At 64.3% G+C, this 16,513-nt stretch carries 13 protein-coding genes; 1 reads left to right on the top strand and 12 read right to left on the bottom strand.

What is annotated here, in order from left to right; genetic code table 11:
• The first annotated feature begins 69 nt into the window (after window positions 1-69).
• On the top strand, window positions 70-939 hold the full coding sequence (locus NKJ77_RS03145) for a hypothetical protein (RefSeq protein ID WP_023814580.1): 870 nt from the start codon (window positions 70-72) through the stop codon (window positions 937-939).
• Between the two features lie 207 nt (window positions 940-1,146).
• On the opposite strand, the gene amaB is transcribed toward NKJ77_RS03145, so the two are convergent.
• The 12 genes from amaB to NKJ77_RS03085 all read right to left on the bottom strand — a co-directional run bounded on the left by amaB (window position 1,147) and on the right by NKJ77_RS03085 (window position 16,501).
• Window positions 1,147-2,661 (bottom strand): L-piperidine-6-carboxylate dehydrogenase, encoded by a 1,515-nt coding sequence (gene amaB, locus NKJ77_RS03140; RefSeq protein WP_023735004.1) that lies wholly within the window; start codon window positions 2,659-2,661, stop codon window positions 1,147-1,149.
• Between the two features lie 175 nt (window positions 2,662-2,836).
• Window positions 2,837-4,111, bottom strand: coding sequence for an RNA polymerase sigma factor (locus NKJ77_RS03135; protein WP_023707663.1), 1,275 nt, complete (start codon window positions 4,109-4,111; stop codon window positions 2,837-2,839).
• The gene (locus tag NKJ77_RS03130; protein WP_023725131.1) at window positions 4,108-4,482 is read right to left on the bottom strand and encodes a YciI family protein; all 375 of its coding nucleotides are present in this window, start codon (window positions 4,480-4,482) and stop codon (window positions 4,108-4,110) included. Before NKJ77_RS03130 ends, NKJ77_RS03135 begins: the two co-directional genes overlap by 4 nt.
• 81 nt (window positions 4,483-4,563) lie before the next feature.
• Window positions 4,564-5,664, bottom strand: coding sequence for a DNA topoisomerase IB (locus NKJ77_RS03125; protein WP_023831514.1), 1,101 nt, complete (start codon window positions 5,662-5,664; stop codon window positions 4,564-4,566).
• 63 nt (window positions 5,665-5,727) lie between these two features.
• Complete coding sequence (locus NKJ77_RS03120; RefSeq protein WP_352534209.1) at window positions 5,728-6,489, bottom strand: glycosyltransferase family protein; 762 nt, start codon at window positions 6,487-6,489, stop codon at window positions 5,728-5,730.
• The gene (locus NKJ77_RS03115) at window positions 6,486-7,055 is read right to left on the bottom strand and encodes a hypothetical protein (protein ID WP_023831516.1); all 570 of its coding nucleotides are present in this window, start codon (window positions 7,053-7,055) and stop codon (window positions 6,486-6,488) included. The genes NKJ77_RS03120 and NKJ77_RS03115 overlap by 4 nt, the downstream gene beginning before the upstream one ends.
• Window positions 7,007-7,363 (bottom strand): glycosyltransferase family 2 protein, encoded by a 357-nt coding sequence (locus NKJ77_RS03110; protein WP_352534206.1) that lies wholly within the window; start codon window positions 7,361-7,363, stop codon window positions 7,007-7,009. The genes NKJ77_RS03115 and NKJ77_RS03110 overlap by 49 nt, the downstream gene beginning before the upstream one ends.
• On the bottom strand, window positions 7,356-8,291 hold the full coding sequence (locus NKJ77_RS03105) for a glycosyltransferase family 2 protein (protein ID WP_023831519.1): 936 nt from the start codon (window positions 8,289-8,291) through the stop codon (window positions 7,356-7,358). The genes NKJ77_RS03110 and NKJ77_RS03105 overlap by 8 nt, the downstream gene beginning before the upstream one ends.
• Window positions 8,292-8,392: 101 nt before the next feature.
• Window positions 8,393-9,277 (bottom strand): transglutaminase family protein, encoded by an 885-nt coding sequence (locus tag NKJ77_RS03100; protein WP_023831520.1) that lies wholly within the window; start codon window positions 9,275-9,277, stop codon window positions 8,393-8,395.
• Between the two features lies 1 nt (window position 9,278).
• On the bottom strand, window positions 9,279-11,690 hold the full coding sequence (locus tag NKJ77_RS03095; RefSeq protein ID WP_023831521.1) for a circularly permuted type 2 ATP-grasp protein: 2,412 nt from the start codon (window positions 11,688-11,690) through the stop codon (window positions 9,279-9,281).
• A 6-nt stretch (window positions 11,691-11,696) separates the two neighbouring features.
• A complete protein-coding gene (locus NKJ77_RS03090) occupies window positions 11,697-15,056 on the bottom strand; it encodes a transglutaminase family protein (RefSeq protein WP_023831522.1) in 3,360 nt (1,119 codons plus the stop codon).
• Window positions 15,057-15,304: 248 nt separating this feature from the next.
• Entirely contained in the window at window positions 15,305-16,501 is a 1,197-nt protein-coding gene (locus NKJ77_RS03085) for an acyl-CoA dehydrogenase (protein WP_023831523.1), read from the bottom strand.
• Between the last annotated feature and the right edge of the window lie 12 nt (window positions 16,502-16,513).

Genomic DNA, 16,513 nt, shown 5'->3' with positions numbered 1-16,513 from the left:
CGGGCGGCTAAGGCTGGAAATGTGATTGCACGTCTTCGCTGCCGGGGGGCTGGCCGGAGGACGAGGAGGATGGCGCTGAATTTCGAATATATTGCCGGCCATCCGGCGCTGCACCGTCATGTCGAGGCGCAGTCGAAGGCGTTGCTGCATATCTATGAAACGAGCCCACGCCTGGCCGCCGTGTTCGCCACGCAACAGCGCTGGTTGCTGGCTCACACTGGCCTAGCCCTGCATTTCGCCCGCGACCCGCGCGATCCCCGCACGGAACTCACACTGGCCCGCTTCATCGATGCCGTGCTTCACTATTCCGTCGCTAGCCGCAACACGGCCGAAGCCTTCATCAAGGAGATGCTGTACTATCACATCATCGAATACCTGCCGCACACCGGTGACGGACGAGCCCATCCCTTTCAGGTGACGGCAGCGACGCTGAAGGAATTCGACGGCTGGGTGGTTGCGCATCTGCGCACGCTCGACGGTCTCGACGGCGGCAACCGCCTCGCCGCGTTTCTCGAGCAGCACGGCATGATTTCCAGGCTGCAGCCGCTGGTGGCGGAAGGCCTGCTCTCCTCCAACCCTGTGCGTGAGCCCAAGCAGACGTTTTCGCTGTTCATCTGGCTCAACAATGGCGGCATCGTCATGGATTGGCTGATGTCCGGCATCGATCCCGACAATGCCGCCCTCGACCGGATCCCGACCAGCGTGGTTTCGATCGGCGAATTCGCCAGTTGGCTAAAACTCTCGCGCACCCATCTTGCGCGCAAATTGCGCGACGCCGAAAAGCTCGGCAGCGTCGGCTGGCTGGGCCGGCGCGGGCATTCCGTAATGTGGGTCTCGAACAGCTTCTACCAGGAATACATGACCGTGCAGGCCGCCAAACTTGCCGTCATCGATGCCGCGTTCGAAGCCTGCCGACCGGCGTCGCCGCACGCTGGCTGAACGTTCGGCGCAGACGCTGTTGCGCAGCCGATCGTGCCGACCGCGAGGACCCGTCCGGGCGCAGGGCCGAGGTGGCCTTTCCGCCGTCGGGATACGGACATCTGGACAGCGGGGGCGAAGCCTGAAAGCGGAACGATCCGCGCGAGCGGCAGCGATCCGCCCGACGGGTTCGGGTGGATCAACTGGTCAAAAGCCGGGCGCAGCATCTCAATCGATGTCGAATGACACGCCCTGCGCCAGCGGCAGCGCCTTGGAATAGTTCACCGTGTTGGTGGCGCGGCGCATATAGGCCTTCCAGGCATCGGAGCCGCTCTCGCGCCCGCCGCCGGTTTCCTTCTCGCCGCCGAAGGCGCCGCCGATCTCGGCGCCCGACGTGCCGATGTTGACGTTGGCGATGCCGCAATCCGAACCATCGACGCCGAGGAAGCGCTCGGATTCCTGCAGGTCGCGGGTGAAGATCGACGACGACAGTCCGGCGCCGACCGCATTGTGCTCGTCGAGCACGGCATCGAAATCGGAATATTTCATCACGTAGAGGATCGGCGCGAAGGTTTCTTCGGTGACGGGAGCCACCTGCTTCGGCATTTCGACCAGCGCCGGATGCACGTAATAAGCATCGGGATGGCCATTCTCGACCCGCGAACCGCCGGTCAGCTTGCCACCGTGAGCGGTGGCTTCCTTGAGCGCCTTCTGCATGGCGTCGAAGGCCGCCTTGTCGATCAGCGGCCCGACGAGCGAAGACGTCTCCAGCGGATTGCCCACCGAGACGCTCTCATAGGCCTTCTTCAGCCGCGGCAGCAGCGCGTCATAGACGCTGTCATGCACGAACAGGCGCCGCAGCGTCGTGCAGCGCTGGCCCGCGGTGCCCATGGCGCCAAAGGCGATGGCGCGCAGCGCCATGTCGAGATCGGCGGTCGGGCAGACGATGCCGGCATTGTTGCCGCCGAGCTCGAGCACGGCGCGCGCAAAGCGCTTGGCCAGCCGCGGGCCGACATCCCGGCCCATGCGGGTCGAGCCGGTGGCAGAAACCAGCGCCACCTTCGGGTGGTCGACCAGGATCTCGCCGACGGAGCGGTCGCCAATCAGCACCGGTGCCAGGCCCTGCGGCGCATCCGCGCCGAAGCGCTTGACCGCGCCGGCAAAAATCGCCTCGCAGGCGAGCGCCGTCAGCGGCGTCTTTTCCGAGGGCTTCCACACCACGGCATCGCCGCAGACCAGCGCCAGCGCCGCGTTCCACGACCACACCGCGACCGGGAAGTTGAAGGCCGAAATGACGCCGACGACGCCGAGCGGATGCCAGGTCTCCATCATGCGATGTCCCGGACGCTCGGTGGCGATAGTCAGACCGTAGAGCTGGCGGGAAAGGCCGACGGCGAAATCGCAGATGTCGATCATTTCCTGGACTTCGCCGAGGCCTTCCGACGGGATCTTGCCGACCTCGACCGACACCAGCCGGCCAAGCTCGGTTTTGTGCGCGCGCAACTCCTCGCCGAGCAGCCGCACCAGTTCGCCGCGCCGGGGACCCGGCACCATCCGCCAAACCTGGAACGCCGTGTGCGCGGCATCGATGGTCTTGGCCGCATCGGCCGGCGAAATCGTCTTCAGCGCCGCGATCTGTTCACCCGTCACCGGACTGCGCACGACGAGGTCGCCGCCGGTCAGCGCGTCCTTGGCCACACCCAGTTTCGCCAGAAGTTCGGCCGTTTCCTTCGCTATCGTCATTTTCATCCCTTTCAGATCCGCTCGCCATCATAGGGCGGCGGTCGAGCCTTGGCGCCATTATCGCCCGCATGCCGCAGGCGCTGTCATGGCGTGCCATTACTCGGTTCAGGGGAAAATCGCCACCCCGGCATGGTCCAAGCCGGGATTGCACGATTGAGCCAGAGGAGAAATAGGCTTAGTGCGCTGTCTTCGCCGGCGCCTTCACGGCTCCGTCTCGCATCAGCCGGTCGATATGCATGCGGATATGGGCGGCTTCCGCTGCCGTGTTGGCCAACGCAATGGCGCGATCGAAGGCGACACGCGCCTCTTCGCCACGGCCGAGCTGCATCAACAGACCGCCCTTGAGGCCGAAGAAGTGGAAATAGCCGGACAGCCTCTCGCCTAGCGGCTCTATCATGGCAAGGGCAGCTTCCGGCCCGCGCACCTTGGCGACCGCAACGGCACGGTTCAGCGTCACCACCGGCGAAGGTTGCATCGCCTCCAGCAGGCTGTAGAGCAGGTCGATCTCTGTCCAGTCGGTCTCCTCGGGGGTTGCCGCCCGCGCATGAAGGGCGGCGATCGCCGCCTGCACCTGGTAGGGTCCGGGCTTCTGGTGGCGCAGGGCCTTGTCGACCAGCGCCAGGCCTTCGTCGATCATCTTGCGGCTCCACAGCGAGCGGTCCTGGTCGTCGAGCAGCACGATCTCGCCATTCTCGTCGAAGCGGGCCGGCGCGCGCGCATGCTGCAGCAAAAGCAATGCCGTCAGGCCCATGATCTCCGGCTCGGTCTGGAACAGCCGCAGCAACAGGCGAGCCAGCCGGATCGCTTCCTCGCAAAGCGGCGCACGCGCCGGCGCCTCGCCGCTGTTGGTGGAATAACCTTCGTTGAAGATCAGATAGACCATGGCGGCGACGGCGGCGAGCCGCTCCGAGCGCTCGACCGCGCCGGGCGTCTCGAACGGCACGCCGGCATCTGCAATGCGCGCCTTGGCGCGCGTGATGCGCTGTTCCATGGCGCTTTCGCCGACCAGGAACGCACGCGCGATCTGTTTGACGGTGAGACCGGAGACGATGCGCAACGCCACCGCGATCTGCTGCGTAGGCGGCAGATCCGGATGGCAGCAGATGAACAAGAGCCGCAATATGTCGTCGCGGTAGTGGGCGCCGTCCAGCCGTTCGGCGATATCGCTCTCGGCATCTTCGAGGTCCGAGATCTGGTCCTCTTCCGGCATCGGCGCCTGCTTGGCGCGCTTGCGCACCGCGTCGATGCCGGTATTGCGGCCGACAAAGATCAGCCAGGCCGCAGGATCGCGCGGCGGCCCGTTCTGCGGCCAGTTCTTGAGTGCCCTCAGACACGCGTCCTGGAAAGCTTCCTCCGCCGTATCGAGATTGCGGAAATAGCGCAGCAGCGCACCCATAGCCTGCGGGCGGGCAGCGCTGATCGCCGAGCTTATCCAGGCGAGGTCTGTCATGTGGCTACTCTGGTTGGGTTGAAGACGGAAACCGGTCGGATCTCATAGGATCCGCCGCTGGGATTAACCTCGGAAAGCTCGCGCGCGAACTCGACGGCCTCGTCGAGATCGGCGCATTCCAGCGTGTAGAAGCCGAGGAACTGTTCCTTGGTCTCGGCAAACGGGCCGTCGATGACGACCGATTCGCCCTTGACCTTGCGCAGCGTCGTCGCGGCGGTGGTGGGCAAAAGCCGCGCCACCGGCCCAAGCCGGCCGGCTTGAGCGTATTTTTCCTGCACATGCATGAGCTTTGCCATGACCTCGTCATCCTGTGCCTTGCTCCAGGAGGAGACGACATCTTCGGAGGCATAGCAGAGGATAGCGTAGAGCATGGGAGGTCCTTTTCTGTCTCAAAGGACGAAACAGTAGGGCCTATGCCGACATGGCGTCGACAAAAAAGTTACGCCATTTTGTCAGCCTTCGCTTGCCTTCAACCATCTCAGCACAAGAGCCTCTTCATCATCGAGACCGTCTATCGATCGCTTGCGCTTGTTGGCCTCGGTCATTTCGCTAAGCAGCCGCCCTTCCACCCAGGCTTCGAAAACCTGTGGATGGATGTAGCATTTGCGGCAGACGGCGCGTGTGTTACCGAGCCGCTCGGCCACCTTGTCGATGACCGCGTTCATCACACGCTTGGTCTGCGCCTGGCTTTGGGGAAGCTCCGTCCGCGCAAACAGCGACGCGGCATGGATGGTGCCGCCCCAGGTGCGGAAATGCTTGGAGCTGAAATTGGCGCCGATCGCGTCGCGGATATAGCGGTTGACATCGTCGGAGCGCACTCCATGCCTCTCGCCGTCCTCGTCGAGATATTGGAACAGTTGCTGCCCCGGAATATCCTGCGCGCCGCGCACGACCCGGGCGATGCGGCGGTCGACCAGCTTCAACTTCCATTCCTTGCCGGACTTGCCCTTGAAGGCAAAGCGCAGGCTGGATCCCTTGATGTCGACGTGGCGGTCGCGTAGCGTCGTCAGCCCAAAGCTCTTGTTGTCGCGGGCATAGGCGGCATTGCCGACCCGGATCATCGTGTTGTCGAGCAGCCAGACAATTGCCGCCACGACGCGCTCGGCCGGCAGGCCACGGCGGCGCAGATCGGCATCGATCCGGCGGCGAAGCTCCGGCAGGCTTTCGGCAAAGGCGACAAGGCTGGAGTATTTGGCGCCGTCGCGCTCGGCGGCCCACAGCGGATGGTAGCGGTACTGTTTGCGCCCGCGCTGGTCGCGGCCGGTCGCCTGGATGTGGCCGGCGGGATCGGGCGAGATCCACACATCCGTCCATGCCGGCGGAATGGCCAGCGCCTTGATGCGGGCAATGGCTGCCGCGCCGACGGCCTGTCCTTTCGCGCCCTTGTAGGAAAAGCCTTCGCCCGCCTTCAGGCGCCGGATCCCCGGCTCGCTGTCGCTGATATAGGTGAGCGAGGCCTGTTCGGCAGCGGTCTGCGCGCCGTTCTTCGGCGCTCCATCGTCCCCCTGTCCGGCAGCCGACCGGCCGGATGGCGTCCCAGATTTGTCAAGCATGCCCGCTCCACGAAATTTTTCTCGTAGATAAGCGCCAAGCCGACTGCTGGTTCCACCCCGTTGCTATGGAATGTGGTCGGGTCCACCAATGGTGGCACCAGCCGGCACGGCCATCCAGAGGCCGCCATCGTCGACGTGAGGCGGATGGTAGTCGCGCCCGGGCGGAATCTGTTCGAACACGGCCCCTGCCTCATCGGCAAGGTAGTCATAGCCCACATCCTGCAGGAGCCCCTTTGGATCAAGGTGGTGGTAGAGATTGCGGCGGGCGATCCGCCGCTTCGGCTCCATCATCTTTAAATGATAGAGGTTGAGCCCGCTGTTGCGGGCCTTGAAACCAAGATCGGGAGGATACCAGAGCCCGTGCAGGTCCTCTGGTCGGTACTTCGCCGGATCGTAGGCTCTGAACAGACGATACTGGAACTTTTCGGCCCACAGCCCGTCGACCCGGTACTCGGTCGGCGAATACAATTCGCGGAGCCGGAACCCCCAGGCCGTGCGCCTGTAATCCCCCGTCAGCTGTCCGATCCGCTCCGCGGTACCGCGTTCCAGCCGCTCATCGGGATCAATAGCCAGGATCCAGTCGGCGGCAGCTTCATGCGCTGCGTCGAGTAAGATCCGCCGCCGCTGCGGCTCGCTGCTGAACACGCCGGTCGCCCCGCGATCGTCATAGGCAATCCAGCCGTCAACGACCGGATCGATATTGGTGATCAGATCGGCAACCAGATGCGCGTCATAACGATAGCTGAAAACTGCGACCGTTCTCTGGCGCGTCCAGAACAGTCGGCTCCGTCGCAAGCGTCGAGGCTTGATTTGGCTCGTTATCATTTTCTTGTTGCCGCTTTCACGCGATTTCGCACGCCAATATAGACACCCACGGATTTGACCAGCAGGGCAAGCCAGACAATTGGCATCGACATCATCGCGAAAGTTCGATCCCGATCGGAAAGCCCGATCTTCGCCAGCTTGCGGGCATTCCGCCGATCGCGAAACGTGTCGCGAAAACACCGAAACGGAGTGTTCAGGGCGGACGCTGCGAGGTAATCGCCGCGGCGACAGCCGCGCCTGTACTGATCGGCAAGCAATCTGGACAGCCGGGTTTCGTTGCGATGAACGGTTTGCACCTTAGGCTCCCAGACCGGCTGCAGTTCCTGCGGCAGCCGCCCCAGAAATTCGGTGTCTTCGGCAGCAGGCATGGTTTCATCGAACAAGCCATATTCATCGAACAGCCGCCGATCGAACGACACGCCGTAACGCAGGGCACGATCCGACGGCAGACCGGGAAGCCGTCGCATGAACATGATCAGATGAGCCGCACAGGCGATCAGATTGCGCGGATGGCTATTCACCATCGCGCTCGCCACGGCGCGGTCGCCAGCCAGATGCCGCTGCATCCGTGCCTCGGCCCAGCCCGAACAGGCGAGGCAATCATCGGCAAGAAAGGCAACGAAAGGCCTTTGGTGGCCGCAATGCCGAGATTGCGGGCTGCGCCGACAAACAGCCTTCGACCGACCTCCATCACTGGCACCTTGACCCCGGCGCCGGTCAGCAGCGCCAGGACCTCACCTCCGCCCGAGTTGACCACCATGATCTCGAGCGGCGCATTCTGATCCAGCAGGGATGTCACAGCCTCGACGATTTGAGCCGGCGCGCGATAGCCGATGACAATGACGGCAAGCTGCGGCGGGGCTGATTCAGGCACGTTGCAACTGGACGCGCGGAGAGGAAAGCCAGCGCCGCAGCGCCAGCTTCAGCTGGTAGCGCCTGCAACGCCAGGTGTTCGACCGCACCTTCGGCGCCGCCGCCGCGATCCTCAGGAACCGCGCCGCCGTCTCCAGATCGCCGCGCGCATAGTGAACCCTGGCGATCTTGAGGGCGACCAGCCCCTCCCTGGTTTTTAGCGACGATAGTGGGATGCCACAGTCAGTCAGCTCGCGCAGCGCCAGCCGCCAGTCGAGAAAGCGGCGCACCGGCCTGGTGATGAAGCGATCATCGGAACGCACTGCCGAAACGTGGTAGATCATGACGGGATGCACGATCAGGGCAAGCGACGCCCTGCCCATCAGCCTGGACCAGAACAGCGTGTCCTCGTCATAGGCAAGCCCGGTCGGGAAGCGCGTGTCGCCGACGACGCGCCGGGAAACCAGCGCACTGCCCACGGCGATCGAGCGAATGTGACCTTCCAGATAGGCCGAGGCATTGGCTATACCGTCTTCTATGTAGCCGGCTGGAAGCTTGAGGTTCCGGTTCTCGCCATCGGTGCGCCGACGGTAGGCGCCGATCACCATGTCGGCGGCCGGCTGCTCCCCCGCCCGGACCAGCATCGACCGCAGCCCGCCCTCCAGATGCAAGTCGTCGGCGTCGATCAGGTAGATCCAGGAGCATTGCGCCTGCGCCAGCGCCACATTGCGGGAGCCGCCCGCGTCCCGGCAGTTGCTCATGAGCACGCGCAACGGCAACGAGAATTGCGTGGCGGCATTCAGCGCGGCTTCTGCCGTCCCGTCCGAGGAGGAATCGTCGACCAGCAGCACCTCGCCGATAACCTCGGCTTCGGAACGAAGCGAGGCCAGCGTGGCCGCTATGGTTGCCGCCGCATTGTGCGCCGGGATGATGACACTGATTGCCGTCAATACCGAACTCCGCATCAGCATGCCTGCCGACCGATCCTCCCCGAAGTTTCGACCGAGCATAACGGGCATGGACGTTGTTGAGAAGCTGTGCTTCGAGGCTGTCAGGCCTTCTCGAGCGCAACCGGAATGACGTCGACGGCCTGGTCGCCGACCTGGCCGCCGGTGGTTTTCAGCACGCCGACGATCGGAGCCACGTCGGAATAGTCGCGGCCATAGCCAACGGTGATGTGGTCGTTGCTGGCCCGCATGCCATTGGTCGGGTCGAATTCCTGCCAGCCGGCATCGCGCCCACACCACACCTTAACCCAGGCATGCATGGCATCGGCGCCTTCGAGCCGCGGCTTCCCTTTCGGTGGAATGGTGCGCAGGAAGCCGCTGACATAACCCGCAGGAATACCTAGCCCGCGCAGGCCGGCGATCATGATGTGGGAGAAGTCCTGGCACACGCCCCGCTTCAAACGGAAGGCATCGCTGGCCCCGGTACGCACCGTGGTCGCTTCCCCGTCATAGGTGAAGTCGCGGTGGATGCGGTTGCACAGATCGATGGCCATGCCGACCGTCGAGCCGCCGGCGCTGTCGCGGGCATAGGCGGTGATCGCCGCATCGATGCCGGCATGATCGCTGGCGGCGAGAAAGTGATGCGGTGCATCCGGCGCCAGTGACCGTACGGCGCCGAGTTCTTCCCACAGGCGCTGCAGATCGGGCGACACGTCGAGCCCAGGCTCCGGCCGCGACACCGACACGCGCGCGCTCATTCTGATGTCGAGCCCGTCATGGACGTCGCGAAAGGCGATCGCGGTGACATTGTTGCGGAAGAAATCGGCAAAATCCGTGCGCTCCGATGGGGTCGGCACAAACGAAAGCGAGGCCGCGATCACGCGCTGAACGCCGGCAATGGTCGGCGGCAATACACGCACTTGATGCCGGCTGCCGCCGGCCGCGGCGTCATAATCGTAGCTGAGATGAAGCCTGATATCGTACAGCATGTTAACCGAAATACGCTTTAGCCAGGCTGCTGTAGAGGTTGCCGATCTCAGTTGCGAGATCGTCCAGCACCTCCGCCGATATCTCCGATGGCTCCATGACGGCAATTGCCGTGTTGAGCTGCAGGATTTCCTTGGCCGCTAGCGACATCTGCCCCTCCGGGCCGACCGAGGGCAACAGGCCGATCTCCGCCTTCAGCCGTTCGAGCTGGAACAGGATCGAGCGCGGGTTGAGTGGGTCGAGCGCCAAGAGGTCGATCACCGTGCGCCGTCCGGCCCGCACCGGATATTGCCGGCGGTGGGTCATGACGCTGTCGCCGATCTCCAGCATCATGTCGAGCGAGCCGTCCGGCGCACCGGACCTTGTCAGTCGGGCTAGAGTACGGGCGATCTGGATGCCGCGCTCGATCCGCCGGCCGATCTCGAGGAAACGCCAGCCGGTGAAACGGTACATATTCTCGTGCAACAGGCCAGAGAAACCGGCGAGCTTGCGCAGCATGACCGTCATCGCCCGTGTCGCGTCGTCACCCGGCGCCACCGTGGTGGCGAACTGATGAATGGTCTTCGACAGGTCCTTCAGCGCCAGCCAGCCATCGGGCGAAAAGCGGTCGCGGATCTGTCCGGCGCTGTAGACGGCGCTGTCCAGCGTGCCGATCAATCCGGGCGGAATGGCCGCTTCGAGATCGACGCCGAAGGGTTCGAGATAGTCCCTGATATCGGCGAGCAGCAGCATGTCAGGATCGGACGTCTCGGCCAGCCGCACATGATAGGCGCGCAGGATGCGAACCGTATCCTCCGAGCGCTCGATATAGCGGCCGAGCCAGGTCAGGTTTTCCGCCGCGCGGCTGGGCAGGCTGCCCGGCATGGTGCGGACAAAGCTGTCATGCTCCTGCGGCAGCAGCGTCTCGCGCTCGACCGACCGGTCGCTGACCACCCAGACGTCGGCCGCCTGGCCGCCGCGCTGCATGGCGATAGCCGTCGGGTCGAGCGAAAGGCCGACACGGGCGAAACCGCCCGGCATTACCGTCCAGCCATCGGGCGTGCGCGCCAGATAGACGCGCAGGCTTGCCGGTCGCGGTTCCAGCCAGCCGCCGACATAGACCGGCGTCGTCGACAGCGTCACCGCTTCCTGGCCGACGAAACCGCTGCCATCGCTCTCGATGCGCGCAATCAGCGCGATGCGTTCCTCCGGCGTCAGTGCCGAACCGAGCCTGGTCTGGCCGTCATCCTCGAAGGCCAGCCGCGTCGACAGCGCCGGACCGATCACCAAGCGATCGATATTGGCAAGCACATGGGCCCGTTCGGTTGCTTGCCCGCACCACCAGGTGGCGACGCTTGGCAACAGAAGTTCTTCGCCGCGCAATGCGCGCGAAATCTTCGGCAGGAAAGCGAGCAGCGCCCGGGTTTCCATCAAGCCCGAACCCAGCGCATTGACCGTCGAAACCGTGCCGCGGCGGATCGCCTCGACCAGCCCCGGGGTGCCGATATGCGAGTCTGGCCGCAGTTCCAGCGGATCGGCGAAGGCGGCATCGAGCCGCCGCCACAGCACGCTGATCGGCATCAGCCCCGAAACCGTGCGCACCATCAGCTTGCCGCCGGCGACGGTCAGATCCTCGCCCTCGAGCAGCATGATGCCGAGATAGCGGGCGATATAGGCGTGCTCGTAATACGTCTCGTTGAGCGGCCCCGGCGTCAGAATGGCGACGCGGCCGTCATTCTCCTTCGCCATGCCGATCAGAGCATCGCGAAAGCGACGGAAGAAACCGGCCAGGCGATGCACATGCATCTCGCCATAGATGTCGGACAAAGCCCGCGTCGTGGCGACGCGGTTTTCCAGCGCAAAGCCGGCGCCCGACGGCGCCTGCGTGCGGTCGCCCAGCACCCACCAGCTTCCATCCGGCCCACGGCCGAGCTCGAAGGCGCAAAAATGCAGGAAATGACCGCTGGCCGGCATGGTGCCGACGACGGGGCGCAAATATTCGGGGCTCGCCGCAATCAGGCCTGCCGGCAGGATTCCCTTCTCGATCAGCCGGTTCGGCCCGTAGATATCAGCGACTATCTCCTCGAAAAGGTCGGCCCGCTGGACGAGACCGGCGCTGATCCCTGCCCATTCCTTGTCTTCGATCAGCAGCGGGATATGCGCCAGTGGCCATTCGCGCTCGTTGGCGCCGGCCTTGTCGTAGACGCGATAATAAACGCCGGCGTCGCGCAGATACTGGTCGGCGCGGGCAAAGCGCTGGCCCAGCTTTTCGGGACCCAGCTCCTCCAGCGCCTCGATGAAGGGCGCCCAGGCCGGACGCGGATGGCCCGAAGCATCGACCATCTCGTCGACGACGCCGTCAATCGGCTGGTAGTGCTCCAGCAGACTGTGCCTCAGCGGCTTGCCGCGGACCTTTTTCTGATTCCCCTTTGCCATCGCTGATCAGAGTCTTGCTGGCCGCCTGAGGTCAAGGGTCATGGGGAAGTCTTCAGAGGCTTCTTCATTGCGCAGCACATAGGCCGACGGCGTATGGCCGCGCGGCTCGAAGCGGGCGAGACGCCTCGCCTCGGCCTCATTGCCGTTGACCGGGAACGTGTCGTAGCTGCGCCCACCTGGATGCGCGACATGGTAGACGCAGCCGCCCACCGCCCGCCCCGTCCAACGGTCGTAAATGTCGAAGACCAAAGGCGTGTTGACCGGCAGCGCCGGATGCAGGCCCGACGAAGGCTGCCAGGCCTTGAAGCGCACACCGGCCACCGCGACCTCGCGATTGTCGGTGACCTTCATCGGCACGATTCGGCCATTGCAGACAATGGCATGACGTTCCGGGTTGAGGCCTTCGGTCCTGACCTGCAGCCGTTCGACCGAGGAATCGACGAAGCGCACGGTGCCGCCGATGGCCCCTTGCTCACCCATCACATGCCACGGCTCCAGCGCCTGCCGCAGTTCCAGCTTGATGCCGGCATGCTGGACTTCGCCGCAGAACGGAAAGCGGAACTCCAGCTGGGCATCGAACCATTCCGGCCGGAATTCGAAACCGTTGAGCTTGAGGTCGTCGAGCACGTCGAGGAAATCCGCCCAGACATAATGCGGCAGCATGAAACGGTCATGGAGCGAGGTGCCCCAGCGCACGAAGCGGCCATCAAGCGGGTTCTTCCACGCACGGGCGATGATGGCGCGCACCAGCAATTGCTGCGCCAGCGACATGCGCGCATTGGGCGGCATCTCGAAACCGCGGAACTCGACAAGCCCAAGCCGGCCGGTCGGGCCATCGGGCGAAAACAGCTTGTCGATGCAGATTTCCGAGCGGTGCGTATTGCCGGTGACGTCAGTCAACAGATTTCGGAACAGTCGGTCCACCAGCCAAGGCAGCGGTGCGTTGCCCTGGTCGGGATGCGGCACCTGCGCCATCGCGATCTCGAGTTCGTAAAGCGAGTCATGCCGCGCCTCGTCGAAGCGCGGCGCCTGGCTGGTCGGGCCGATGAACAGGCCGGAGAATAGATAAGACAGCGACGGGCGCCGCTGCCATTGTAGCACCAGGCTCTTCAACAAATCGGGCCGGCGCAGGAACGGGCTGTCATTGGGCGTTGCGCCGCCGACCACAACATGGTTGCCGCCGCCGGTACCGGTGTGGCGGCCATCGATCATGAACTTGTCGGCGCCAAGCCGTGTCTGCCGTGCTTCCTCGTAAATCGCCGTCGTCGTCGCCACGCAGTCCTGCCAGTTGGCAGCCGGATGGATGTTGACCTCGATGACGCCGGGATCGGGTGCCACCCTGATGACGTTGAGGCGCGGATCGTGCGGCGGTCCATAGCCTTCGATATGCACGGGAAGGCGGATCGCCTTGGCCGCGTTTTCTGCGGCTGCGACCAGTTCGAGATAATCTTCCAGCGCCTCGACCGGCGGCATGAACACGCAAAGCCGCCCGTCGCGCGGCTCGACCGAAAGTGCTGTACGCACCGCGCCGCCGATCTCGGTGATCTCCTGCTCCACCCGGTCTTGCTGGCCGGTCGTCGCAGTGAACGATACCGCCTGCTGGCGCCGCGCCATCTCGTCGGCGCCTTCCTGTTCGGCCGGAGCCGGTTCTGGCAGTATGGCTTCCCGCGCCGGCAGCGGTCCACGCGGCAGCGACGGATCGACCGGCACAATATAGGGGAACTGCGCCGGCGGCACATAGGGCAGCGTGCCCAGCGGCAGGCGGTAACCGACAGGGGAATCGCCCGGCACCAGGAACAGCCGCCCGCGCCGTGTCTTCCACTTCTCCGAGCGCCAGCGCGGGTCCGAAGCCTGGCTGTTCCAGCGCTGCACCGGCAGCACGTAGCCCGACGGCTTGGTCAGCCCGCGCTCGAACACTTTCGCCATGCGGCTGCGCTCTTCCGGGTCTTCCAGCTTGGAGTTGGACGGATCGACATTGTCGGGCAGCTTGCCTTCCTTCAGCAGCCATTCGGCCGGGTCCTCATAGGCCTCGCTGACCATCGCCTTGTCGATGCCGAGTTCGCCGGCGATTGCCGTCAGCAAGCTCTCGGCCTGCAGCGGCCCCACCTTTGCATCGCTCTTTTCGCGTGCGATCAGCGACGGATCGCTCCACACCGGCTGGCCGTCGGTGCGCCAATAGAGCGAAAAGGTCCAGCGCGGCAGGCTTTCGCCCGGATACCATTTGCCCTGGCCGTAGTGGAGGAAGCCGCCCGGCGCGAAGCGTTCGCGCAATTTACGGATCAGCGCATCGGCCTTTTCGCGCTTGGTCGGGCCGACGGCGGCGGTGTTCCACTCGGCGGACTCGAAATCGTCGATCGACACAAAGGTCGGCTCGCCGCCCATGGTCAGCCTGACATCACCCGCTTGAAGTGCGGCGTCGACCTTGTTGCCCAGCGCATCCAGCGCCTGCCAGCTTTCGTCCGAGAATGGCTTGGTGATGCGCGGATGTTCGGCGATGCGGTCGACACGCATGTCGAAGCCGAATTCGACATTGGCAAAGCTCGCCATGCCGGAAATGGGCGCGGCGTTGCGGAAATGCGGCGTGGCCGCCAGCGGCACATGGCTTTCGCCGGTGAGCAGGCCGGACGTCGGATCGAAGCCGATCCAGCCGGCGCCCGGCAGATAGACCTCGCACCAGGCGTGCAGGTCGGTGAAGTCGACGGCGGTTCCGGCTGGGCCATCGAGCGCGACCAGATCGGGCTTCAGCTGGATCAGATAGCCTGAGACGAAACGCGCGGCGAGGCCGAGATTCCTGAGAATTTGCACCAGCAGCCAGCTCGAATCCCGGCACGATCCCTTTTTCGCGGCCAGCGTTTCCTCCGGCGAGAACACGCCGGTTTCCATCCGCACGATATAGGCGATCTCCCGCTGCAGCCGCGCATTGAGGTCGACGACGAAATTGACGGTGTTGGTGGCGCTACGGTCGATGGTTGCGAGGAAAGCCGACAGCAGCGGCCCCGCCGGCTCCGGCGTGCGGTAGATGGCGAGATCGTCCCTGATGTCTTCGGGGTACTCGAACGGGAAGGTCTCGGCCGATGGCTCGACGAAGAAATCGAACGGATTGTAGACCGTCATGTCGGCGACGAGGTCGACCTCGATCTTCAATTCCGTCACTGGTTCCGGGAAGACGAAGCGGGCCAGGAAATTGCCGTAGGGGTCCTGCTGCAGATTGACGAAGTGGTTCGCCGGCCCGACCTTCAGCGAATGGCTGAGCACCTTGGTGCGGGAATGCGGTGCCGGCTGCAGCCTGATGACCTGGGGCCCGAGAACCACCGGCCGGTCATATTTGTAATGGGTCAGGTGGTAGACGGCTGCCAGTATTGCCATGGGGCCCCGGAGATCGGCGTTTCTTCAGCCGAACCCTGACACATCTATTGGCCATTCTCCAAGCAGAGATGTTGCGCTGCACCTAAATTAAGCAGCCGAAGCCGGCTACGCTGTGTCGAGATTCAGGTCAGGCCGAGTCGAAAATGGCTGATACCGAGAACCGGAGCAGAGCGTACTTTTGGCACGCGAGCACCGGAAGCGCAGGTATCGGCCATTTGCAGGCCGGCCTCACTTGAATTCGGCACAGCTTAGAAAAACGCCTGTATCCCCGTCTGCGCCCGTCCCAAAATCAGCGCATGCACGTCATGCGTGCCTTCATAGGTGTTGACCGTCTCCAAGTTCTGCGCATGGCGCATGACGTGGTAGCCGATCTGGATGCCGTTGCCGCCATGCATGTCGCGGGCCTGGCGCGCGATGTCGAGCGCCTTGCCGCAATTGTTGCGCTTGACGATCGAGATCATTTCCGGGGCCATCTTGCCTTCATCCATCAGCCGCCCGACGCGCAGCGAGCCCTGCAGGCCCAGCGCGATCTCGGTCTGCATGTCGGCGAGCTTTTTCTGGAACAGCTGCGTGCCGGCGAGCGGCTTGCCGAACTGCTTGCGGTCGAGTCCATACTGCCGGGCCCGGTGCCAGCAATCCTCGGCGGCGCCCATCGCGCCCCAGGAAATGCCGTAGCGGGCCCGGTTGAGGCAGCCGAATGGGCCGCCGAGGCCCCTGGCGTTGGGCAGCAGCGCGTCTTCGCCAACCTCGACGCCTTCCATCACCACCTCGCCGGTGATCGAGGCCCTAAGGCTGAGCTTGCCGCCGATCTTCGGCGCCGACAGCCTCTTCATGCCCTTCTCCAGCACGAAACCGCGGATTTCGTCCTTGCCGTTGTCGCCCTTCAGCTTCGCCCAGACCACGAACACGTCGGCGATCGGCGCGTTGGATATCCACATTTTCGAGCCGGAAATCTTGTAGCCGTTCGCCGTCTTCTCGGCCCGCGTCTTCATGCCGCCCGGATCGGAACCGGCATCCGGCTCGGTCAGGCCGAAACAGCCGATCCATTCGCCCGAAGCCAGCTTCGGCAGGTATCTCTTGCGCTGCTCTTCCGTGCCATAGGCATGGATGGGGTACATCACCAGCGACGATTGCACCGACATCATCGAGCGGTAGCCGGAATCGACCCGCTCGACCTCGCGCGCCACCAACCCGTAGGTGACGTAATTGGCGCCGAGCCCGCCATATTCCTCAGGGATGGTGATGCCGAGCAGGCCGGCCTCGCCCATCTCGCGAAAGATGCCGGCATCGGTCTTTTCCTCGAGATAGGCCTCCTCGATGCGCGGCGCGAGCTTGTCGGCGGCAAAGGCGGCCGCGCCATCGCGCACCATACGCTCATCCTCGGAAAGCTGGTTCTCGATCAGGAAGGGGTCTTCCCAGACGAACGCGTTCTTGTCGGCGGCCATGGCTTCGCCCTC

It is taken from the genome of Mesorhizobium sp. M0052 (genome assembly GCF_040323255.1).
Taxonomy (GTDB): Bacteria; Pseudomonadota; Alphaproteobacteria; order Rhizobiales; family Rhizobiaceae; genus Mesorhizobium.
Note: the sequence above shows the minus strand (reverse complement) of the source record. Positions and strands in the feature narration are given on the sequence as shown.